Source organism: Stenotrophomonas sp. 05N37 (assembly GCF_056397365.1).
This window is the reverse complement of record NZ_JBFTNG010000001.1, coordinates 370,614-387,816: the sequence shown is the minus strand read 5'-3', so window position 1 is coordinate 387,816 and position 17,203 is coordinate 370,614. Positions and strand designations below refer to the sequence as shown.

At 68.6% G+C, this 17,203-nt stretch carries 14 protein-coding genes and 2 tRNA genes; 10 read left to right on the top strand and 6 right to left on the bottom strand.

Annotated features, from left to right (window positions below; translation table 11 throughout):
* Window positions 1–19 precede the first annotated feature (19 nt).
* The 8 genes from AC1DGC_RS01795 (at window position 20) to AC1DGC_RS01760 (ending at window position 8,300) form a co-directional block, all read left to right on the top strand.
* Window positions 20–1,108 carry an acetylornithine deacetylase gene (locus AC1DGC_RS01795; protein ID WP_478047098.1) on the top strand — a complete coding sequence of 363 codons (1,089 nt, stop codon included), beginning with the start codon at window positions 20–22 and terminating at the stop codon, window positions 1,106–1,108.
* A gap of 73 nt (window positions 1,109–1,181) precedes the next feature.
* A complete protein-coding gene (locus AC1DGC_RS01790; protein ID WP_259203441.1) occupies window positions 1,182–2,507 on the top strand; it encodes an acetylglutamate kinase in 1,326 nt (441 codons plus the stop codon).
* A 5-nt stretch (window positions 2,508–2,512) separates the two neighbouring features.
* Window positions 2,513–3,112, top strand: a complete 600-nt coding sequence (locus AC1DGC_RS01785; RefSeq protein ID WP_259203440.1) for a GNAT family N-acetyltransferase — start codon at window positions 2,513–2,515, stop codon at window positions 3,110–3,112.
* A complete protein-coding gene (argC, locus tag AC1DGC_RS01780; protein WP_478047097.1) occupies window positions 3,109–4,062 on the top strand; it encodes an N-acetyl-gamma-glutamyl-phosphate reductase in 954 nt (317 codons plus the stop codon). The genes AC1DGC_RS01785 and argC overlap by 4 nt, the downstream gene beginning before the upstream one ends.
* Before the next feature lie 74 nt (window positions 4,063–4,136).
* Complete coding sequence (locus AC1DGC_RS01775) at window positions 4,137–5,432, top strand: argininosuccinate lyase (protein WP_394162497.1); 1,296 nt, start codon at window positions 4,137–4,139, stop codon at window positions 5,430–5,432.
* Window positions 5,433–5,502: 70 nt separating this feature from the next.
* Entirely contained in the window at window positions 5,503–5,763 is a 261-nt protein-coding gene (locus AC1DGC_RS01770) for a YciI family protein (protein WP_394162499.1), read from the top strand.
* Between the two features lie 11 nt (window positions 5,764–5,774).
* A complete protein-coding gene (gene proB / locus AC1DGC_RS01765) occupies window positions 5,775–6,923 on the top strand; it encodes a glutamate 5-kinase (RefSeq protein WP_478047096.1) in 1,149 nt (382 codons plus the stop codon).
* A 114-nt stretch (window positions 6,924–7,037) separates the two neighbouring features.
* Window positions 7,038–8,300: a glutamate-5-semialdehyde dehydrogenase gene (locus AC1DGC_RS01760; protein ID WP_259203433.1), complete on the top strand. Its 1,263-nt coding sequence runs from the start codon at window positions 7,038–7,040 to the stop codon at window positions 8,298–8,300.
* 82 nt (window positions 8,301–8,382) lie between these two features.
* On the opposite strand, the gene AC1DGC_RS01755 is transcribed toward AC1DGC_RS01760, so the two are convergent.
* The 6 genes from AC1DGC_RS01755 to AC1DGC_RS01730 all read right to left on the bottom strand — a co-directional run bounded on the left by AC1DGC_RS01755 (window position 8,383) and on the right by AC1DGC_RS01730 (window position 13,242).
* On the bottom strand, window positions 8,383–9,594 hold the full coding sequence (locus tag AC1DGC_RS01755; protein WP_478047095.1) for a CynX/NimT family MFS transporter: 1,212 nt from the start codon (window positions 9,592–9,594) through the stop codon (window positions 8,383–8,385).
* Window positions 9,595–9,972: 378 nt separating this feature from the next.
* Window positions 9,973–10,049: transfer RNA gene (locus AC1DGC_RS01750), tRNA-Pro, on the bottom strand.
* 139 nt (window positions 10,050–10,188) lie between these two features.
* A tRNA-Pro gene (locus AC1DGC_RS01745) sits at window positions 10,189–10,265 on the bottom strand.
* 56 nt (window positions 10,266–10,321) lie between these two features.
* Window positions 10,322–10,435, bottom strand: a complete 114-nt coding sequence (gene cydX / locus AC1DGC_RS01740) for a cytochrome bd-I oxidase subunit CydX (protein ID WP_259203427.1) — start codon at window positions 10,433–10,435, stop codon at window positions 10,322–10,324.
* Between the two features lie 53 nt (window positions 10,436–10,488).
* Window positions 10,489–11,643: a cytochrome d ubiquinol oxidase subunit II gene (gene cydB, locus AC1DGC_RS01735; protein WP_478047094.1), complete on the bottom strand. Its 1,155-nt coding sequence runs from the start codon at window positions 11,641–11,643 to the stop codon at window positions 10,489–10,491.
* A 15-nt stretch (window positions 11,644–11,658) separates the two neighbouring features.
* Window positions 11,659–13,242 (bottom strand): cytochrome ubiquinol oxidase subunit I, encoded by a 1,584-nt coding sequence (locus tag AC1DGC_RS01730; protein WP_259203425.1) that lies wholly within the window; start codon window positions 13,240–13,242, stop codon window positions 11,659–11,661.
* Window positions 13,243–13,470: 228 nt separating this feature from the next.
* Here AC1DGC_RS01730 and cydD point away from each other — a divergent pair, with 228 nt between their 5' ends.
* The gene (cydD, locus tag AC1DGC_RS01725) at window positions 13,471–15,201 is read left to right on the top strand and encodes a thiol reductant ABC exporter subunit CydD (RefSeq protein WP_478047093.1); all 1,731 of its coding nucleotides are present in this window, start codon (window positions 13,471–13,473) and stop codon (window positions 15,199–15,201) included.
* Entirely contained in the window at window positions 15,198–16,883 is a 1,686-nt protein-coding gene (cydC, locus tag AC1DGC_RS01720; protein WP_449335917.1) for a thiol reductant ABC exporter subunit CydC, read from the top strand. The genes cydD and cydC overlap by 4 nt, the downstream gene beginning before the upstream one ends.
* The last annotated feature ends 320 nt before the right edge of the window (window positions 16,884–17,203 follow it).

Genomic DNA, 17,203 nt, shown 5'->3' with positions numbered 1-17,203 from the left:
GGCGAAGGACCCCCGACACATGCTGGAACAGACGCTCACCCACCTGCAGGCCCTGGTGTCGTTCGACACGCGCAATCCGCCGCGTGCGATCACCACCGGCGGCATCTTCGATTACCTGCGCGCCAACCTGCCCGGGTTCAACGTGGAGGTGATCGACCATGGCGACGGCGCGGTCAGCCTGTACGCCGTGCGCGGGACGCCGAAGTACCTGTTCAACGTGCACCTGGATACCGTGCCGGACTCGCCGCACTGGAGCGCCGATCCGCACGTGATGCGGCGCGCGGAAGACCGGGTGATCGGGTTGGGCGTGTGCGACATCAAGGGCGCTGCTGCTGCGCTGGTGGCCGCTGCGAATGCCAGCGGGGGCGATGCCGCGTTCCTGTTCTCCAGCGACGAGGAGGCCAACGACCCGCGTTGCATCGCAGCCTTCCTCGCTCGTGGCATTCCGCACGACGCGGTGCTGGTCGCCGAGCCCACGATGAGCGAAGCGGTGCTCGCGCACCGTGGCATCAGCTCGGTGCTGATGCAGTTCAAGGGCCGGGCAGGGCATGCGTCGGGCAAGCAGGATGCGGCGGCGAGCGCGCTGCACCAGGCCATGCGCTGGGGCAACCGCGCGCTGGACCATGTGGACTCGCTGGCGCATGCACGCTTCGGCGGGCTGACCGGCCTGCGCTTCAACATCGGTCGGGTGGAAGGCGGCATCAAGGCCAACATGATCGCCCCGGCTGCCGAAGTGCGGTTCGGGTTCCGCCCGCTGCCGTCGATGGACATCGATGCGTTGCTGGCCACCTTTGCCGGGTTCGCCGAGCCGGAGGCCGCGGTATTCACCGAGACCTTCCGCGGCCCGAGTTTCCCGGCCGGTGACATCGCCGAAGCGGAAAACCGCCGGCTCGCCGCGCGCGATGTGGCCGACGCGCTGGATATCCCGATCGGCAATGCGGTGGACTTCTGGACCGAAGCCTCGCTGTTCTCCGCCGGTGGTTACACCACGCTGGTGTATGGCCCGGGCGACATCGCCCAGGCCCACACCGCCGATGAGTTCGTGACGCTGGAGCAGCTGCAGCGCTACGCCGACGCGGTACACCGCATCATCGCCCAAGGCGCCTGATTCCATGACGCCGTCGTGGCCTGCCACTGACGGATCCCCCATCGCGGCCGCGGCCGCCTGTGACGATACCGAAATGCCTTCTTCCCAGCCCCACCGCCAGACCCGTCAGACCATCGTGCGCCTGCTCTCGAGCATGGCCAGCGCGAAGGAGATCAGCCAGTACCTCAAGCGTTTTTCGCAGCTGGACGCCAAACGCTTCGCCGTGGTCAAGGTCGGCGGCGCGGTGCTGCGCGACGACCTGGAGGCGCTGACGTCCTCGCTGTCGTTCCTGCAGGAAGTCGGCCTGACCCCGATCGTGCTGCATGGCGCCGGTCCGCAGCTGGACGCCGAGCTGTCGGCGGCGGGCATCGTCAAGGAAACCGTCAACGGCCTGCGCGTGACCTCGCCGGAAGGCCTGGCGATCGTGCGCCGGGTGTTCCAGGCCTCCAACCTGCAACTGGTCGAAGCCCTGCAGCAGAACGGTGCGCGTGCTACGTCCATCACCGGCGGCGTGTTCGAGGCCGAGTACCTGGACCAGGCTACCTACGGGCTGGTCGGCGAGGTCAAGAAGGTCAACCTGGCCCCGATCGAAGCCAGCCTGCGCGCCGGTTCCATCCCGGTGATCACCAGCCTGGGCGAAACCCGCTGCGGGCAGATCCTCAACGTCAACGCCGATTTCGCCGCCAACGAGCTGGTCCAGGAACTGCAGCCGTACAAGATCATCTTCCTCACCGGCACCGGCGGCCTGCTCGACGAGGAGGGCAAGGTGATCGACTCGATCAACCTGTCCACCGAGTACGACCACCTGATCGCCCAGCCGTGGATCCACGGCGGCATGAAGGTCAAGATCGAACAGATCAAGGACCTGCTGGACCGGCTGCCGCTGGAGTCCTCGGTCTCGATCACCCGCCCGGCCGACCTGGCCAAGGAACTGTTCACCCACAAGGGCTCGGGCACGCTGGTGCGCAAGGGCGAGAAGGTGCTGCGCGCCACCGCCTGGGAGGAACTGGACCTGCCGCGCCTGAAGCAGCTGATCGAATCCAGCTTCGGCCGTACGCTGGTGGCGGACTACTTCGACAAGACCCGGCTGCTGCGTGCCTACGTGAGCGAGAACTACCGCGCCGCGGTGATCCTCACCGACGAGGCCGAAGGCGTGTACCTGGACAAGTTCGCCGTGCTCGATGATGCCCAGGGCGAAGGCCTGGGCCGAGCGGTGTGGAACGTGATGCTGGATGAAACCCCGCAGCTGTTCTGGCGCTCGCGGCATGGCAACCCGATCAACCACTTCTACTACGCCGAATCGGATGGCTGCTACAAGCAGGGGACCTGGAAGGTGTTCTGGTTCGGCGCCGATGGGTTCGAGCGCATCCGCACCTACGTTGAACACTGCGCCGCGCGCAGCCCCAGCCTGGAGGGCTGACCCGCATGAATCACGCCGATTGGACCAAAGTCCCCACCCTGGCCGGCACGCACGCGCGGCTGGAGCCGCTGCAGATGGCGCACATCGACGGGCTGCGTGGCGCGCTGGGCGACGGCACGCTGTCCAGCCTCTGGTACACCCAGGTGCCCAGCGCCAAGAGCATGACCGGCTACGTGCAGGCCGCGCTGCAGGCGCAGGCCGAGGGCAAGGTGCTGCCGTTCGTGGTCCTCAATGCCGCCGATGAAGTGGTCGGCACCACCCGTTACTACGGCATGGAAGAGGACGTGCCCAGGCTGAGCATCGGCTACACCTGGTATGGCGAGGCCGCCCAGCGCACCGGCGTGAACACCGAAACCAAGCTGATGCTGCTCACCCACGCCTTCGAGCGGCTGAACTGCCTGAGCGTGGTGTTCGAAACCAGCTGGTTCAATTTCGCCTCGCGCACCGCGATCGCGCGGCTGGGCGCCAAGCAGGACGGCGTGCTGCGCAACCACAAGCGCCACCCCGACGGCACCCCGCGCGACACCGTCATCTTCTCCATCATCGACGCGGAATGGCAGGGCGTGAAGCGCCACCTGCAGCACCGCCTGGACGCACACGCATGAGCACTACCCCTTTCACCGTCGGCATCGTCGGCGCCCGCGGCCATACCGGCGCCGAGCTGATCAAGCTGATCGCCGCGCACCCGAACCTGCAGCTGGGCTTCGTATCCTCGCGCGAACTGGCTGGCCAACGCGTGGCCGACCACCATGCCGACTGGCAGGGTGAGCTTCAGTTCGAGAACCTGGACGCCGACGCGGTCGCCGCCAAGGGCATGGACGCGGTGATCCTGGCGCTGCCCAATGGCTTGGCCGCACCGTTCGTGGCGGCGCTGGATGCGGCCAGGCCAGAGACGGTGATCGTGGACCTCTCGGCCGATCACCGCTTCGAGCCGAGCTGGTTCTACGGCCTGCCCGAGCTGACCCGTGGCGATTACCTGGGCCAGAAACACATCAGCAACCCGGGCTGCTATGCAACCGCCATGCAGCTGGCGATCAGCCCGCTGCTCAAGCAGTTGGCGGGCCCGCCGCAGTGCTTCGGGGTGTCCGGCTATTCCGGCGCCGGCACCACGCCCTCGGACAAGAACAACCCCGAGCTGCTGCGCGACAACCTGATGCCCTACGCGCTCACCAACCACGTGCACGAGCGCGAAGTGACCGCGCACCTGCGCGTGCCGGTGGAATTCATGCCGCACGTGGCCCCGCATTTCCGCGGCATCACCATGACCGTCAACCTGTGGCTCAACACCGTGGTCAAGCGCGAGGACGTGATCGCGCTGTACCAGGCGTATTACGCCCACGAGGGCTTGATCGAGGTGCTCGACGAGGCACCGTGGGTGAGCCGGATCGCCGGCCGGCATGGCGCGCAGATCGGCGGTTTCGACGTGGCCCCCGGCGGCAAGCGGGTGGTGGTGGTGGCGACCCTGGACAACCTGCTCAAGGGCGCGGCCACCCAGGCCATGCAGAACCTCAACCTGGCCCTGGGCCTGGACGAGCTGGCCTCGATCCCGCACTGAACCTTATCCGCTGCGCACCCGACCCCGGGCGCGCGCGTACAACCCGGCGGACGATTCCGCCTACGGAGCAAGACATGGCAGACCTTCTGTGGCAGAAGCCCGGCGTGGCGGTGGACGCCAAGATCCAGACCTTCCTGGCCGGCGATGATGTGATCCTGGACCGCGAGTTCTTCCTGTACGACGTGGCCGCCAGCAAGGCGCACGCACAGGGCCTGCAGCACATCGGCATCCTGTCCGGCGACGAGCTGGACGGCTTGCTGCGCGAGCTGGACGTGCTGGGCGAGGACTTCCGCAGTGGCGCCTTCGTGCTGGACGAGCGCTTCGAGGACTGCCATTCGGCGATCGAAGCGCGGCTGACCGAACGCCTCGGCGACGCCGGCCGCAAGATCCACACCGGGCGCAGCCGCAACGACCAGATCCTGGTCGCCACCCGGCTGTGGCTGAAGGACAAGCTGCTGCAGGTGGCCGGCCTGAGCCGGGAGATCGCCAAGGTCGCACTCGACCGCGCCGACGCCGAGAAGGACCTGCCGGTGCCGGGCTACACCCACATCCAGCGCGCCGTGGTGTCCTCGGCGGGCATGTGGTGGGCCGGCTGGGCCGAGGCCTTCATCGACAATGCGATCCGCGCGCACGACACCTTCGCGCTGATCGATGCCAATCCGCTGGGCACCGCCGCCGGCTACGGCGTCAACCTGCCGCTGGACCGCGCGCACACCACCGCCGCGCTGGGCTTTGCGCGCATGCAGGTCTCGCCGATCTATGCGCAGCTCTCGCGCGGCAAGTTCGAGCTGGCCGCCCTTGAAGCCCTGGGCGGGGCGACCCTGGACCTGCGCCGCATCGCGTGGGACCTGTCGCTGTTCACCAGCGGCGAGTTCGGCTTCGTCGCGCTGCCGGCGCAGTACACCACCGGCAGCTCGATCATGCCCAACAAGCGCAATCCGGACGTCATCGAACTGATGCGCGCCACCCATGCCAGCGTGGCCGCGGCGCGCACCGAGATCGAACAGCTGCTGTCGCTGCCGTCCGGTTACCACCGCGACCTGCAGAGCAGCAAGGGCGCCATCTTCCACGGCTTCGGCCGTGGCCTGGCCGCGCTGGAGCTGTTGCCGGCGCTGCTGGCCAACCTGGAATGGCGCGATGACAAGCTGCGCGCCGCCATCGACTCGGGCATGTATGCCACCGACGTGGCGGTGGAGGCGGCCGTAGCCGGCGTACCGTTCCGAGAGGCCTACAAGGCCGCTGCCGCCGGTGCCGACAGTGCAGGGCAGGGGCGCACGCCCGAAGGCAGCCTGGCCGCGCGCGTCTCGCCCGGTGCCGCCGCCGACCTGCGGCTGGACGAGCTGCGTGCCCGTTGGGCCGCACTGGTGTGATCACGACGGCGACCGCAAGGTCGCCGTTTCTTCATCGTCGTGCCGGGCCCGCCCGGCAAAGGGGAACTGCATGAAAACCTGTTACCTGGTCCTGGTCACGCGGACCCCGGCGTTCCGCGACGAGGTGGGCGCCGAGCACGCGCGTTTCCTCGACGAGGTGCGCGCCCGCGGCCAGCTGCTGCTGACCGGCGGTTTCAGCGACAAGCGCGGCGGTGCCTACGTGCTGCAGGACATCGCCGACCTGGCCGCCGCGCAGGCGCTGGTGGACACCGACCCGTTGCTGGTACACGGCAGCGCCACCGCCCGCATCCACGAATGGAACACGCGCTGAGGCGCACACCGATGACGCTGCCCGTGCATTCGCCGTTCCCCGAACAACCCGTCCCGGCGTGGAAGCGCGCGGTGCTCAAGGTCGGCAGCAGCCTGCTCGCCGCCGACGGTGGTGGCCTGTCGCCACGCCACGCACTGGGGCTGGCGCAGTTCGTCTCGGCCAATGTGCTGGCCGGGCGCGAGGTGGTGATCGTTTCCTCCGGCGCGGTGGCCGCCGGCCGCGCCATCGTGCCGCGCGCGCTGGAAGCCGGTGCGGCCATGGCGGCGCGCCAGGCGCTGGCGGCGCTGGGCCAGGCACAGCTGATCGGGCTGTGGCAGCGCTTCTTCGAGCGCCCGGTGGCGCAGGTGCTGCTCACCCACGACGACCTGCGCAATCGCCGTCGCTACCTCAATGCGCGCGCTACCCTCAATGAGCTGCTGCGGTTGGGCGCGCTGCCGGTGGTCAACGAGAACGACACCGTCTCGGTGGACGAGCTCAAGCTGGGCGACAACGACAACCTCGCCGCCACCGTGGCCGCGCTGATCGATGCCGACGTGCTGTTCATCGCCACCGACATCGATGGCCTGTACAGCGCCGACCCGCGCCGCGACCCGCAGGCGCGTCCGATCCATGACGTGCCCGAGCTCACCGGCGAGGTGCTGGCGATGGCCGGCGGGGCCGGCAGTGGGGCGGGCACCGGCGGCATGTATACCAAGCTGGAGGCCGCCGCCAAGGCCGGCCGGGTCGGCATCGACACCTGCCTGTTCAACGGCCGCGACAGCGAGGTGGTCCGCGCATTGGCGCAGGGGCGCCTGTTCGGCACGCGCATCCACGCCGCGCAGACCCGCGTGGCCGCACGCAAGTACTGGCTGCGGCATGCGCCGCTGGAGCCGGGCGCGATCCTGGTCGACGACGGCGCGGCAACTGCGCTGCGCGACAAGGGCGCCTCGCTGCTGCCCGGTGGCGTGCGCGGCGCGGACGGGGACTTCCGCCGTGGCGACATGGTCGAAGTACGTCTGTGCGATGCCAGTGGCGAGGTACGGTTGGCGCGGGGCGTGAGCCAGTATTCGGCCAGCGACATCCGCCGCATCGCCGGCCGCCATTCGCGCGACATTGAAAGCGTGCTCGGCTACAACTACGGTGGCAACGTGATCCATCGCGACGACCTGGTACTGCTGTGATCGGCGCCTTGCGATGTCGCGCGACGCACTGCGTGGCCGCGCACCCGGGCATCGTTCGAGACTCCGCAGCCACGCATGGCGTGGCCCTACGCTGCTTTTTCCGAGGATATTGAGATGGTCGCCAGCTCCCCCTCCGACATCCGCGCCCAGGCGCTGGCCTGCCGCGACGCGGCCCAGCAACTGGCGCAGCTGTCCTCCACCGCCAAGGCGGCGCTGCTGGAGGCGATGGCCGCCGCACTGGAGGCCGATGCCGATGCGATCCTTGCCGCAAACGCGCGCGACCTTGCCGCCGCGAGCGAAAAGGGCGTCGGCACCGCGATGCTGGATCGCCTGGCACTGAACCCGCAGCGCCTGGCCGGCATCGCCGCGGCCCTGCGTGAGGTCGCCGCGCTGCCGGACCCGGTCGGCACGATCACCCGCGACGACGTGCGCCCCAACGGCATCCGCGTGCAGAAGGTGCGCGTGCCACTGGGCGTGATCGCCATGATCTACGAGGCGCGCCCGAACGTGACCGCCGATGCAGCGGCGCTGTGCATCAAGGCGGGCAACGGCGTGATCCTGCGCGGCGGTTCGGAGGCGATCCATTCCAATACCGCCATTGCCGCCGCACTCAAGCGCGCACTGCGCGAGGCCGGCGTGGCCGATGCCGCGCTGACCCTGGTCGACGACCTGCGCCGCGAGACCATGCTGGAACTGCTGCAGCTCAACGACCTGGTGGACCTGGCGATCCCGCGCGGGGGCGAAGGCCTGATCCGCTTCGTGGCCGAACACGCGCGCGTGCCGGTGATCAAGCACTACAAGGGCGTGTGCCACCTGTACGTGGACCGCGCGGCCGATGTGGAGCGTGCGCTGGCGCTGCTGGTGGATGGAAAATGCAGCCGGCCGTCGGCCTGCAACTCGCTGGAGACGCTGTTGGTGCACGCCGACAGCGCCGCGACCTTCCTGCCGTTGGCCGACGCGGCACTGCGCGCGCGTGGCGTGCAGCTGCGTGCCGATGACCGTGCGCGCCAGTGGCTCACCGATGCGCAGCCGGCCACCGACGAGGATTACGCCGCCGAGTACCTGGACCTGGTCATCGCCGTGCGCGTGGTCGACGACCTCGAGCAGGCGCTGGCGCATATCCAGCAATACAGCTCGGACCACACCGAGGTGATCGCCACCGAAGACCCGCAGGCAGCCGAACGTTTCGTGCACGCGCTGCGCTCGGCGGTGGTGATGGTCAACGCGTCCTCGCGCTTCTCCGACGGCGGTGAGCTTGGCCTCGGCGCGGAGATCGGCATCTCCACCACGCGCCTGCACGCCTACGGCCCGATGGGCCTGGAGGCGCTCACGGTCGAGCGCTTCGTGGTGCGCGGCGAAGGCCAGACCCGCGCGTAAAGGATAGAGCCGGCCATTGGCCGGCTCCCTCGGATGCAACGCACGCGCTGTCGGCCGACGGCGGGCGCTGCCCGTGGTCAGATCACCACTGGTCTTCGAGCTTCTGCGGCTTGCAGGCCACCCACGAGGCGGCCAGCAGCACCAGCGCGCAGAACACCAGGAACCCGAACGGCAGGTACCACGCGCCGCTGATCGCGTGCAGCCAGCCGAACAGGAACGGCCCCAGGCAGCTGAAGGCATACCCGACGCCCTGCATGAAACCGGACAACGCCGCCGAGCCGGCCGGGGTGCGGGTGCGCAGGTTGATCAGGGTCAGCGCCAGCGGGAAGGTGGACGGGCCGATGCCGAGCAGGATCGCCCACAGCCACGGCGCCTTCATCGGCGCGAACAGCAGCCCGGCGAACGCGATCAGGAACGCGGAAAAGCCGATCAGCACCAGCGGGAACGGGTTGCGCAGGCGCACGGCCAGGGCTGGCATGGTCAGCGACGGCAGCAGGCCGCAGGCGGCGAAGATGGCCACCATGATCCCGCCGAAGCCCGGGCTGGCACCGGCTTCCACCACGATCCTCGGCAACCAGGTGAACATCGAGTAGGTCATCAGCGAGGTCATGCCGAACATCAGCGTCATGCCCCAGCCCAGCGGCGTGCGCCAGACCTTGCCGTGCGGCTGCGCGGCCGGATCGGCGGCGGTGTCCAGCGGGTCCGGGTGCGGGCGGCGCCGGGCCAGCATCAGCCACGGCAGCGCGGCGGCCAGGGCGAGGATCGACCAGATGCCGAGCGACACGCGCCAGCCGGCGCTTTCGGCCAGCGGCACGGCGAGCAGGGCCGGCATCATCGTGCCGACCTGCAGCACGGTGATGTACAGCGTGCTGACGGTGCCAACGCGGTTGGCGAAGTAGCGCTTCACCAGCGGCGGCACCACCACGTTGCCGATGCCCATGCCGGCCAGCGCGACGATGGAGCCGAACAGCAGGCTGCCAATGCCGCCGGCCATCGAGCGCAACAGCAGGCCCACGGTGGCGAGGCCCATGGCGAGCAGGGCGGTGCGTTCCAGCCCGATGCGACGGGCCACCATCGGCGTGGTAACGCCGAACAGCGCGAACGAGGCCGTGGGCAGCATGCCGAGCACACCGGTCATCGTGGTGCCGAAGCCGAAGGTCGTGCCGAGCAGGTCCAGCAGCGGGGTCACCGAGGTAACCGCGGTGCGCAGGTTCAGCGCAGCCAGCAGGATGGCGGCAAAGGCCAGCACGCGTCCGCGCAACAGGGACGAGGCAGGGGGATCGGTTGGCGTCATGGGCGTGGATCTCGTGCAGGTGGCGCAACACCGTGGGGGCGGATGTGCGGAAACGCCGCCGCCGGCGCAGGGCCGGTGGCAGCGTGGATTCAATGGCAAGGATGGGGCAGGCCGCGCGCATCCCGAAGGCGGGCATTGTACCCGCGCGGTCTGTCCGGGCGATGAAACGCGGTCATGCCACGCAGGGCCGGGGCGGGTGGGAGATCAGGACCATTGCGCTGAACGCGACACCCTTCCATGACGGTAGAGCCGAGCCACGCTCGGCTGCTCTTCGCGCGGCGAACGCACCGGCTGACATACCCGCAAAGGCACGCAGAACGACAAACACAAAAAAGCCCGGAGGACGTGAGTCTTCCAGGCTTCAATGTGACCAGTAACTGGTCGGGGAGACAGGATTCGAACCTGCGACCTCTACGTCCCGAACGTAGCGCTCTACCAGACTGAGCTACACCCCGTAAGGAGCCGCCTATTGTAGCCATCCCCGCATTCGGCGGCAAGGGGGATGTTTCATTCACCTTCGGTGCCGTGTCACCACGGCCTTAGACACAAAAGCCTGGAAATCGTGTTTCCAGGCTTCGATGCGACCACCAGAAGTGGTCGGGGAGACAGGATTCGAACCTGCGACCTCTACGTCCCGAACGTAGCGCTCTACCAGACTGAGCTACACCCCGAAGGAGCCGCCAAGAATACGGTGTGAAGGCCGTATCGGCAACCTTTTTTTACAGTTTCAACGCTGCTCGTCGTCCAGCCGGCTGGTTTCGCGGGCTTCGAACCACATGCCGTTGAGGATGGCCACGACCGAGGCCAGGCCGGCGCCGAGGATCCAGGCGAAGTACCACATGGTCAATCTCCTATGTGCGGGGGTGGGGGCCGGCCGCTGGCCGGCACCGGGGATCAATACGCGTTGGGGTTGTCGCCCATCTCCTCGGCGGTCGTCTTGCCCTTCAACACGCGGTACACCCAGGTGGTGTAGGCCAGGATGATGGGCAGGAAGATGGCCGTGGCGATCAGCATGATCCACAGCGTGAGGTGGCTGGACGAGCTGTCCCAGACGGTCAGGCTGGAGGTGGGCTGGCTGGAGGAGGGCAGCAGGAACGGGAAGATCGCAAAGCCGACGGTGAGGATGATGCCGGCGATGGACGTGCCCGAGGCGATGAACGCCAGGCCGCCACGGCGGGCACGCAGCAGCACCGCACTGGCCAGCGCACCGAGCAGGCCAAGCACCGGGAACACCAGGGTGGCGGGCATGCTGCTGTAGTTGCGCAGCCAGCCACCGGCCACGGTGCCGATTTCGGCGGTCTTCAGCAGCGGGTTGGTCGGGCCGTCGGTGAACACCTGCGAGGTGATCTGGTACCCGGGCAGGCCGAAGGCCACCCAGGCGCCGGCCGCGGCGAACAACACGAAGCTGACCAGCGCCGCGACACTGCCGTAACGGGCCGCCCGCTCGGCCACCGGGCCGTCGGTCTTGATCACCAGCATCGCCGCGCCATGCGAGACCAGCATGGCGACGCTGACCAGGCCGGCCACCAGCGCGAACGGGGTAAGCAGGCCGAAGAACGAGCCGGTGTAGAAGATGCGCATGCTGTCATCGAAGTGGAACGGCACGCCCAACAGCACGTTGCCCACGGCCACGCCGGCGATCAGGCCCGGCAGCAGGCCACCCACGAACAGCACGCGGTCCCAGTTGTCGCGCCAGCGCTTGGACGGCATCTTGCTGCGGTACTTGAAGCCGACCGGCCGCAGGATCAGGCCGAACAGCATGGCAAACACCGCCAGGTAGAAGCCGGAGAAGCTGACCGCGTACAGCGGCGGCCAGGCGGCGAAGATCGCGCCACCGCCCAGCACCAGCCATACCTGGTTGCCTTCCCAGACCGGGCCGACGGTGTTGATCACCAGCCGGCGTTCGTCGTCGGTCCTGGCCACGAACGGCAGCAGGGTGCCGACGCCAAGGTCGAAACCGTCCATGACCGCCCAGCCGATCAGCAGGATGCCGAGCAGCAGCCACCAGATCACGCGGAGCGTGGTGTAATCAAGTGCAATGAAGTCCATCTGGATTCTCCTGCCTCAGGCTTGGCCGGGGGCGGCGGCAATGGGGGTAACGGGGCGGATGTCGGCCTGCAGGGTGGGCAGGATGTCGTCGGGGCCCTTGCGGATCGCCTTCAGCATCAGCTTGACCTCGATCACCAGCAGCACCGTGTACAGCGCGGTGAACACCGCCAGCGTGGTCAGGATTTCATGCAGTGCCAGGCCCGATGCGGCATAGAAGGTGGGCAGCACGCCGTCCACCGCCCACGGCTGGCGACCGTACTCGGCCACGAACCAGCCGCACTCGATCGCGATCCACGGTGCCGGCAGCGACCACACGGCCAGCTTCAGGAACCAGCGCTTGTCCTGGAAGCTGTTCCGGCAGGAGAAGTAGAAGGCCACCGCGAAGAATGCGATCAGGTAAAAGCCCAGGCCCGCCATGATGCGGAAGGTCCAGAACAGCGGGGCAACGCGCGGCACGGTATCCATCGCCGCCTTGGAGATTTCTTCCGGCGTGGCGTTGAGGATGTCCTCGCGGTACCGCTTGAGCAGCAGCCCATGGCCAAGATCCTGCCAGTGGCGGTCGAACATCTCACGCGCTTCGAGGTCGTTCTTGTCCTTGCGCACGCGCTCCAGCGCACCGTAGGCGAGCTGGCCGCCGCGGATGCGGTTCTCGGCGCGGCCCACCAGTTCCAGGATGCCGGGGATCGGCTGGTCCAGCGAACGGGTGGCGATCAGCCCCATCAGGTACGGGATCTTGATCGCGTAATCATTGGCGTGGGTGCTCTGGTTGGGGATGCCGAAGGCGGTGAAGTCGGCCGGGGCACGCTCGGTTTCCCACATCGCCTCGATGGCGGCCAGCTTCATCTTCTGGTGTTCGCTGGCGGCATACCCGCTCTCGTCACCCAGCACCACCACCGACAGCGACGACAGCAGGCCGAACGCGGCGGCCACCGCGAACGAGCGGCGGGCCATGTCCTTGTACTTGTTGCGCAGCAGGTACAGCGCACTGATGGACATCACGAAGATCGCGCCGGTCACGTAGCCGGCACTGACGGTGTGCACGAACTTGGCCTGCGCCACCGGGTTGAACAGCACCGCGGCGAAGTCGACCACTTCCATGCGCATCGTTTCCGGGTTGAACACCGCACCGGTCGGGTTCTGCATCCAGCCGTTGGCGATCAGGATCCACACCGCCGACAGGTTGGTGCCCAGCGCCATCAGCCAGGTCACGGTGAGGTGCTTGACCGCGCTCAGGCGCTTCCAGCCGAAGAAGAACAGGCCGATGAAGGTGGCTTCCAGGAAGAACGCCATCAGCCCTTCGATCGCCAGCGGCGCACCGAAGATGTCGCCGACGTAATGGCTGTAGTACGACCAGTTCATGCCGAACTGGAATTCCATCACCAGGCCGGTGGCCACGCCGATGGCGAAGTTGATGCCGAACAGCGTGCCCCAGAACAGGGTCATCTGCCGCCAGACCTGTTTGCGGGTCATGACGTACACGCTCTCCATGATGGCCACCAGGAAGGACAGGCCAAGCGTGAGCGGGACGAATAGGAAGTGGTACATCGCGGTCAGGGCGAATTGCAGCCGTGACAGTTCTACGACTGTCTGATCAATCATGGCCTGGCTACCTCGTTGGGTTTTGCCGTTTCAGGTGGCGGGAAGGGGTCTACGGAGTGAATTCTGTGACCAGCAACTTCAAACAGCCTTGATTCAGATCAATGTACAAACGGTTCCACGAGGGAATCGTATGCGATCGGCGCAGCCTGCGACCGCTTGCCGCACGGGGGCCATCCCGGCACCCACTACAATCGACCGGAACCTCCCTGTGTCCCTCTGTGAGCTGTCTTGAGCATACCCCCTGACGCGAGCCCTGCCGATACCGCCGCCCTGCGCCGCCAGCGCCTGCACTGGCTGGGCAGCCTGGCGGTCGCCGCGCGCAGCCGCCAGCGCCTGGCCGCGCTGTGCATCTGCCTGTCCGGTGGGCTGTTGATCGGGCAGGCGGCGGCAATCGCCTGGTTGATCCAGGCCGTGCTGGTGCAGCATCGCCCCTTGGCCAGCGCGGTGCCGGTGCTGGTCGCGCTGCTGGCGGTGCTGGTCATCCGCGCGCTGCTGGGCAGTGCCACCCAGGCGGCGGCGGGCGAGGTGGCCGACACCGCGCGGCTGGCGCTGCGCGAGCGGGTCTACCGGCGGCTGCTGGCGCGCGGCCCGCTGTGGCTGCGCCAGCAGCGCACCGGTGAGCTGGGCGAGCTGATGCTCACCCATGCCGATGCAGTCGAGAATTATTACGCCGGCTACCAGCCGGTCCGCATCGAAGTGGTGGTGGTGCCCCTGCTGATCGTGCTGGCCGTGGCCTGGACCGACTGGGTGGTGGCGCTGATCCTGGTGTTCACCGCGCCGCTGGTGCCGTTCTTCATGATGCTGGTCGGCTGGGGCGCCGAAGCGGCCGGGCGTGCCCAGCTGGGTGAGCTGGCGCGGATGAGCGGGCACTTCGCCGACCGCATCAAGGGCCTGGGCCTGCTGCGCCTGTATGGCCGGGGCGAGGCCGAGCTGGATGGCGTGGCCGCCGCCGCCGAAGGCGTGCGCGAGCGCACCATGAAAGTGCTGCGGATCGCATTCCTCTCCTCCACGGTGCTGGAGTTTTTCGCCTCGATCAGCGTGGCGATGGTCGCGCTGTACTTCGGGCTGAGCTACCTGGGGCTGATGTCGCTGCATGCGCAGGTGCCCACGCTGGGCGTGGGGATGTTCTGCCTGCTGTTGGCCCCGGAGTTCTACGCGCCGCTGCGGCGCCTGGCCGCGCACTACCACGATCGTGCCAACGCGCTGGCCGCTGCGGCCGAGGTTGAGCGCCTGCTTGGCGAACTGCCCGCCGCCGAGGCCGCCGTCGACGCACCAGCGGCGGTGCCGCGCGCACCGGAGCTGCTGGAACAGCACGCGCCGCCGGTGCAGGTGCGCGACCTGGTGCTGCGCCCGGTGGGAGCACGGCACGATGTGATCCAGAGGCTGTCTTTCCAGATCGAGCCCGGCCAGCGCCTGGCGCTGGTCGGCCCCAGTGGCAGCGGCAAGAGCACGCTGCTGGAGGCGCTGGCCGGCTGGCTGCCGCCGCAGTCGGGCAGCATCGTGCTGCGCCCGGGCATGGACGTGGGGTATGCGGGCCAGCGCCCGTATCTGTTCCACGGCAGCATCGCCGACAACCTGCGCCTGGCCGACCCGGGGGCCACCGATGCGCACCTGCGTGCGGTGGCCGAGGCCGCGCAGGTGATGCGCTTTGCCGAGGCGCTGCCCGACGGGCTGGACACGGTGATCGGTGAGCGCGGCGTCGGCCTGTCCGGCGGCGAAGCACGGCGGATCGGGCTGGCGCGGTTGCTGCTGCGCGACCCGCAGCTGCTGCTGCTCGACGAGCCCACCGCGTTCCTCGACCCGGACACCGAGGCCGACCTGCTGCGCACCCTGGCCGCCTTCGCACGCGGCCGTGCAGTGGTCATCGCCACCCACAGCGAGGTCGCGATGCGCTGGGCCGATACCCGCCTGACCCTCACCGCCGGCGGCACGGCACTGGCCACGGAGGCCTCGCCATGAGCACCCCGCGCATCCACACCCCGCGCACCGATTCCCTGCGCGGCGTCTTCGCCCGCCATCGCGGCCGCCTGCTGCTGACCGTGCTGCTGCTGTGGATCACCATGCTGGCCGGCACCGCGCTGCTCGGCTTGTCCGGCGGCTTCCTCACCGCAGCGGCGCTGGCCGGCGCGGCCGGGCTCGGCAGTGGGTTCAACTTCTTCTCCCCATCGGCGGGCATCCGCGGCCTGACCATGGCGCGGATCGCCTCGCGCTATTTCGAGAAGCTGGTCGGCCACGATGTCACCCTGCGCATCGCACGCGACCTGCGCGTGTGGTTCTTCCGTCGCGCGCTGCCGCTGGCACCGGCGCGGCTGGCCGGCGTGCGCACCGGGGAGCTGCTGGCACGGCTGATGTCGGACATCGGCGAAGTGGATGGCCTGCTGGTCCGTGCGATCGGCCCGCTGCTGGCGTTGGGCGGCATTTCGCTGGTGGCGGTGGTCTCGGCCGCGCTGATCCATCCGCCGGCCGCGCTGCTGCTGGCGGTGTTGGCGCTGCTGATCGGCATCGGCGTGCCGTGGCTGACAGTGCGCGGCGCGGGTGGCGAGGAACGCGACCGCGCATGGCATCGTGCGCAGCTGCGCGCGCAGGCGTTCGAAGGGTTGGAAGGTGCAGCCGACCTCACCGCGCTGCAGGCGCGCGAGCACTGGAACCAGCGCGTGCTGGTGGCCGCCAAACAGTTGAAATCGCGCGACCGTCGCCGTCGCTGGCGGCTGATCGGCGGCAATGCACTGCATGGTCTGTGCGCGGCGGCCGGGCTACTGGCGATGGTGTGGGTGGCGTTGCTTGGCTTCCAGCGCGGCGCCATCGATGCGGCCATGGCGGCCGCGCTGGTGTTCCTCACCGTGGCGTTGCTGGAGCTGTGGGCGGGCATCGGCCTGGCCTGGCAGTCGTGGCTGTCCGGCCGGGTGGCGGCGGTGCGGCTGGAGCAGATCGTCGAGCAGGCCCCCGGCGTGGCCGAGCCACGCGATCCGGTACCGCTGCCTGCGGAGGCGGCCTTGCTCAGCGTCGAACACGTCACCTTCCAGTGGCCGGGGCAGGCACGCCGGGTCCTGGATGAGGTGCAGCTGCAGCTGCGCCCGGGCGAGCGCATCGCCATCCGCGGCGACAGTGGCAGCGGCAAGACCACGCTGTCCTCGCTGCTGTTGCGGCTGTGGGACCCGGCCTCGGGCTACGTCCGCTACGGCGGCGTCGACATCCGCCAGTTCAGCCAGGCCGAGTGGCATCGCCAGATCGCCTGGCTGCCGCAGAATGCGCCGGTGTTTGCCGGCAGCATCGCCGACAACCTGCGCCTGGGCGACCCGCAGGCCAGCGACGCGCAGCTGTGGCAGGTGCTAACCGACGTGCGCCTGGAGGCCTGGGCCGACCAGTTGGGGGGACTGCACGCCTGGGTCGGCGAGAATGGCGCGACCATGTCCGCCGGCCAGGCCCGGCGGTTGGCGCTGGCGCGCGCGCTGCTGCGTGGCTCGCCGATCCTGCTGCTGGACGAGCCCACCGACGGCCTGGACGTGGATACCGCGCATGCATTGCTGCATGACATGGTGGCGGCGCTGGGTGGGCGCAGTCTGTTGATGATCAGCCACGACGTATTGCCCGAGGGCATCGTGCATCGCAGCTATCGGCTGCGCGAGGGGCGGCTCGGGTAGGGGAGGGTTGGCCGGCCATGGGCCAACTATCCTGGCCCCGAGTTCGACAGCCGCGTCGATCGTGCGCGGCTGCGCGACGCTGCATTCGATCGTTGCGACACGCAGGAGGGCGTGCTGTTCCGAACATCCTCGCTACTGATGCACGCGCTCGATCCCGATGCCGATTTTTCTGCGTGGCAGTCGCAGTTGAAGCACGCATGCGCAGACGGTACATTCCACGCTGCCTGGCACCGAGTGACATCCTCGGAATCGTCGTGATCCGAAAGACCCGCTCCCCTGCGGATGTCGGGATGTCGACGGCCGTACAGGTGAACCAAGGA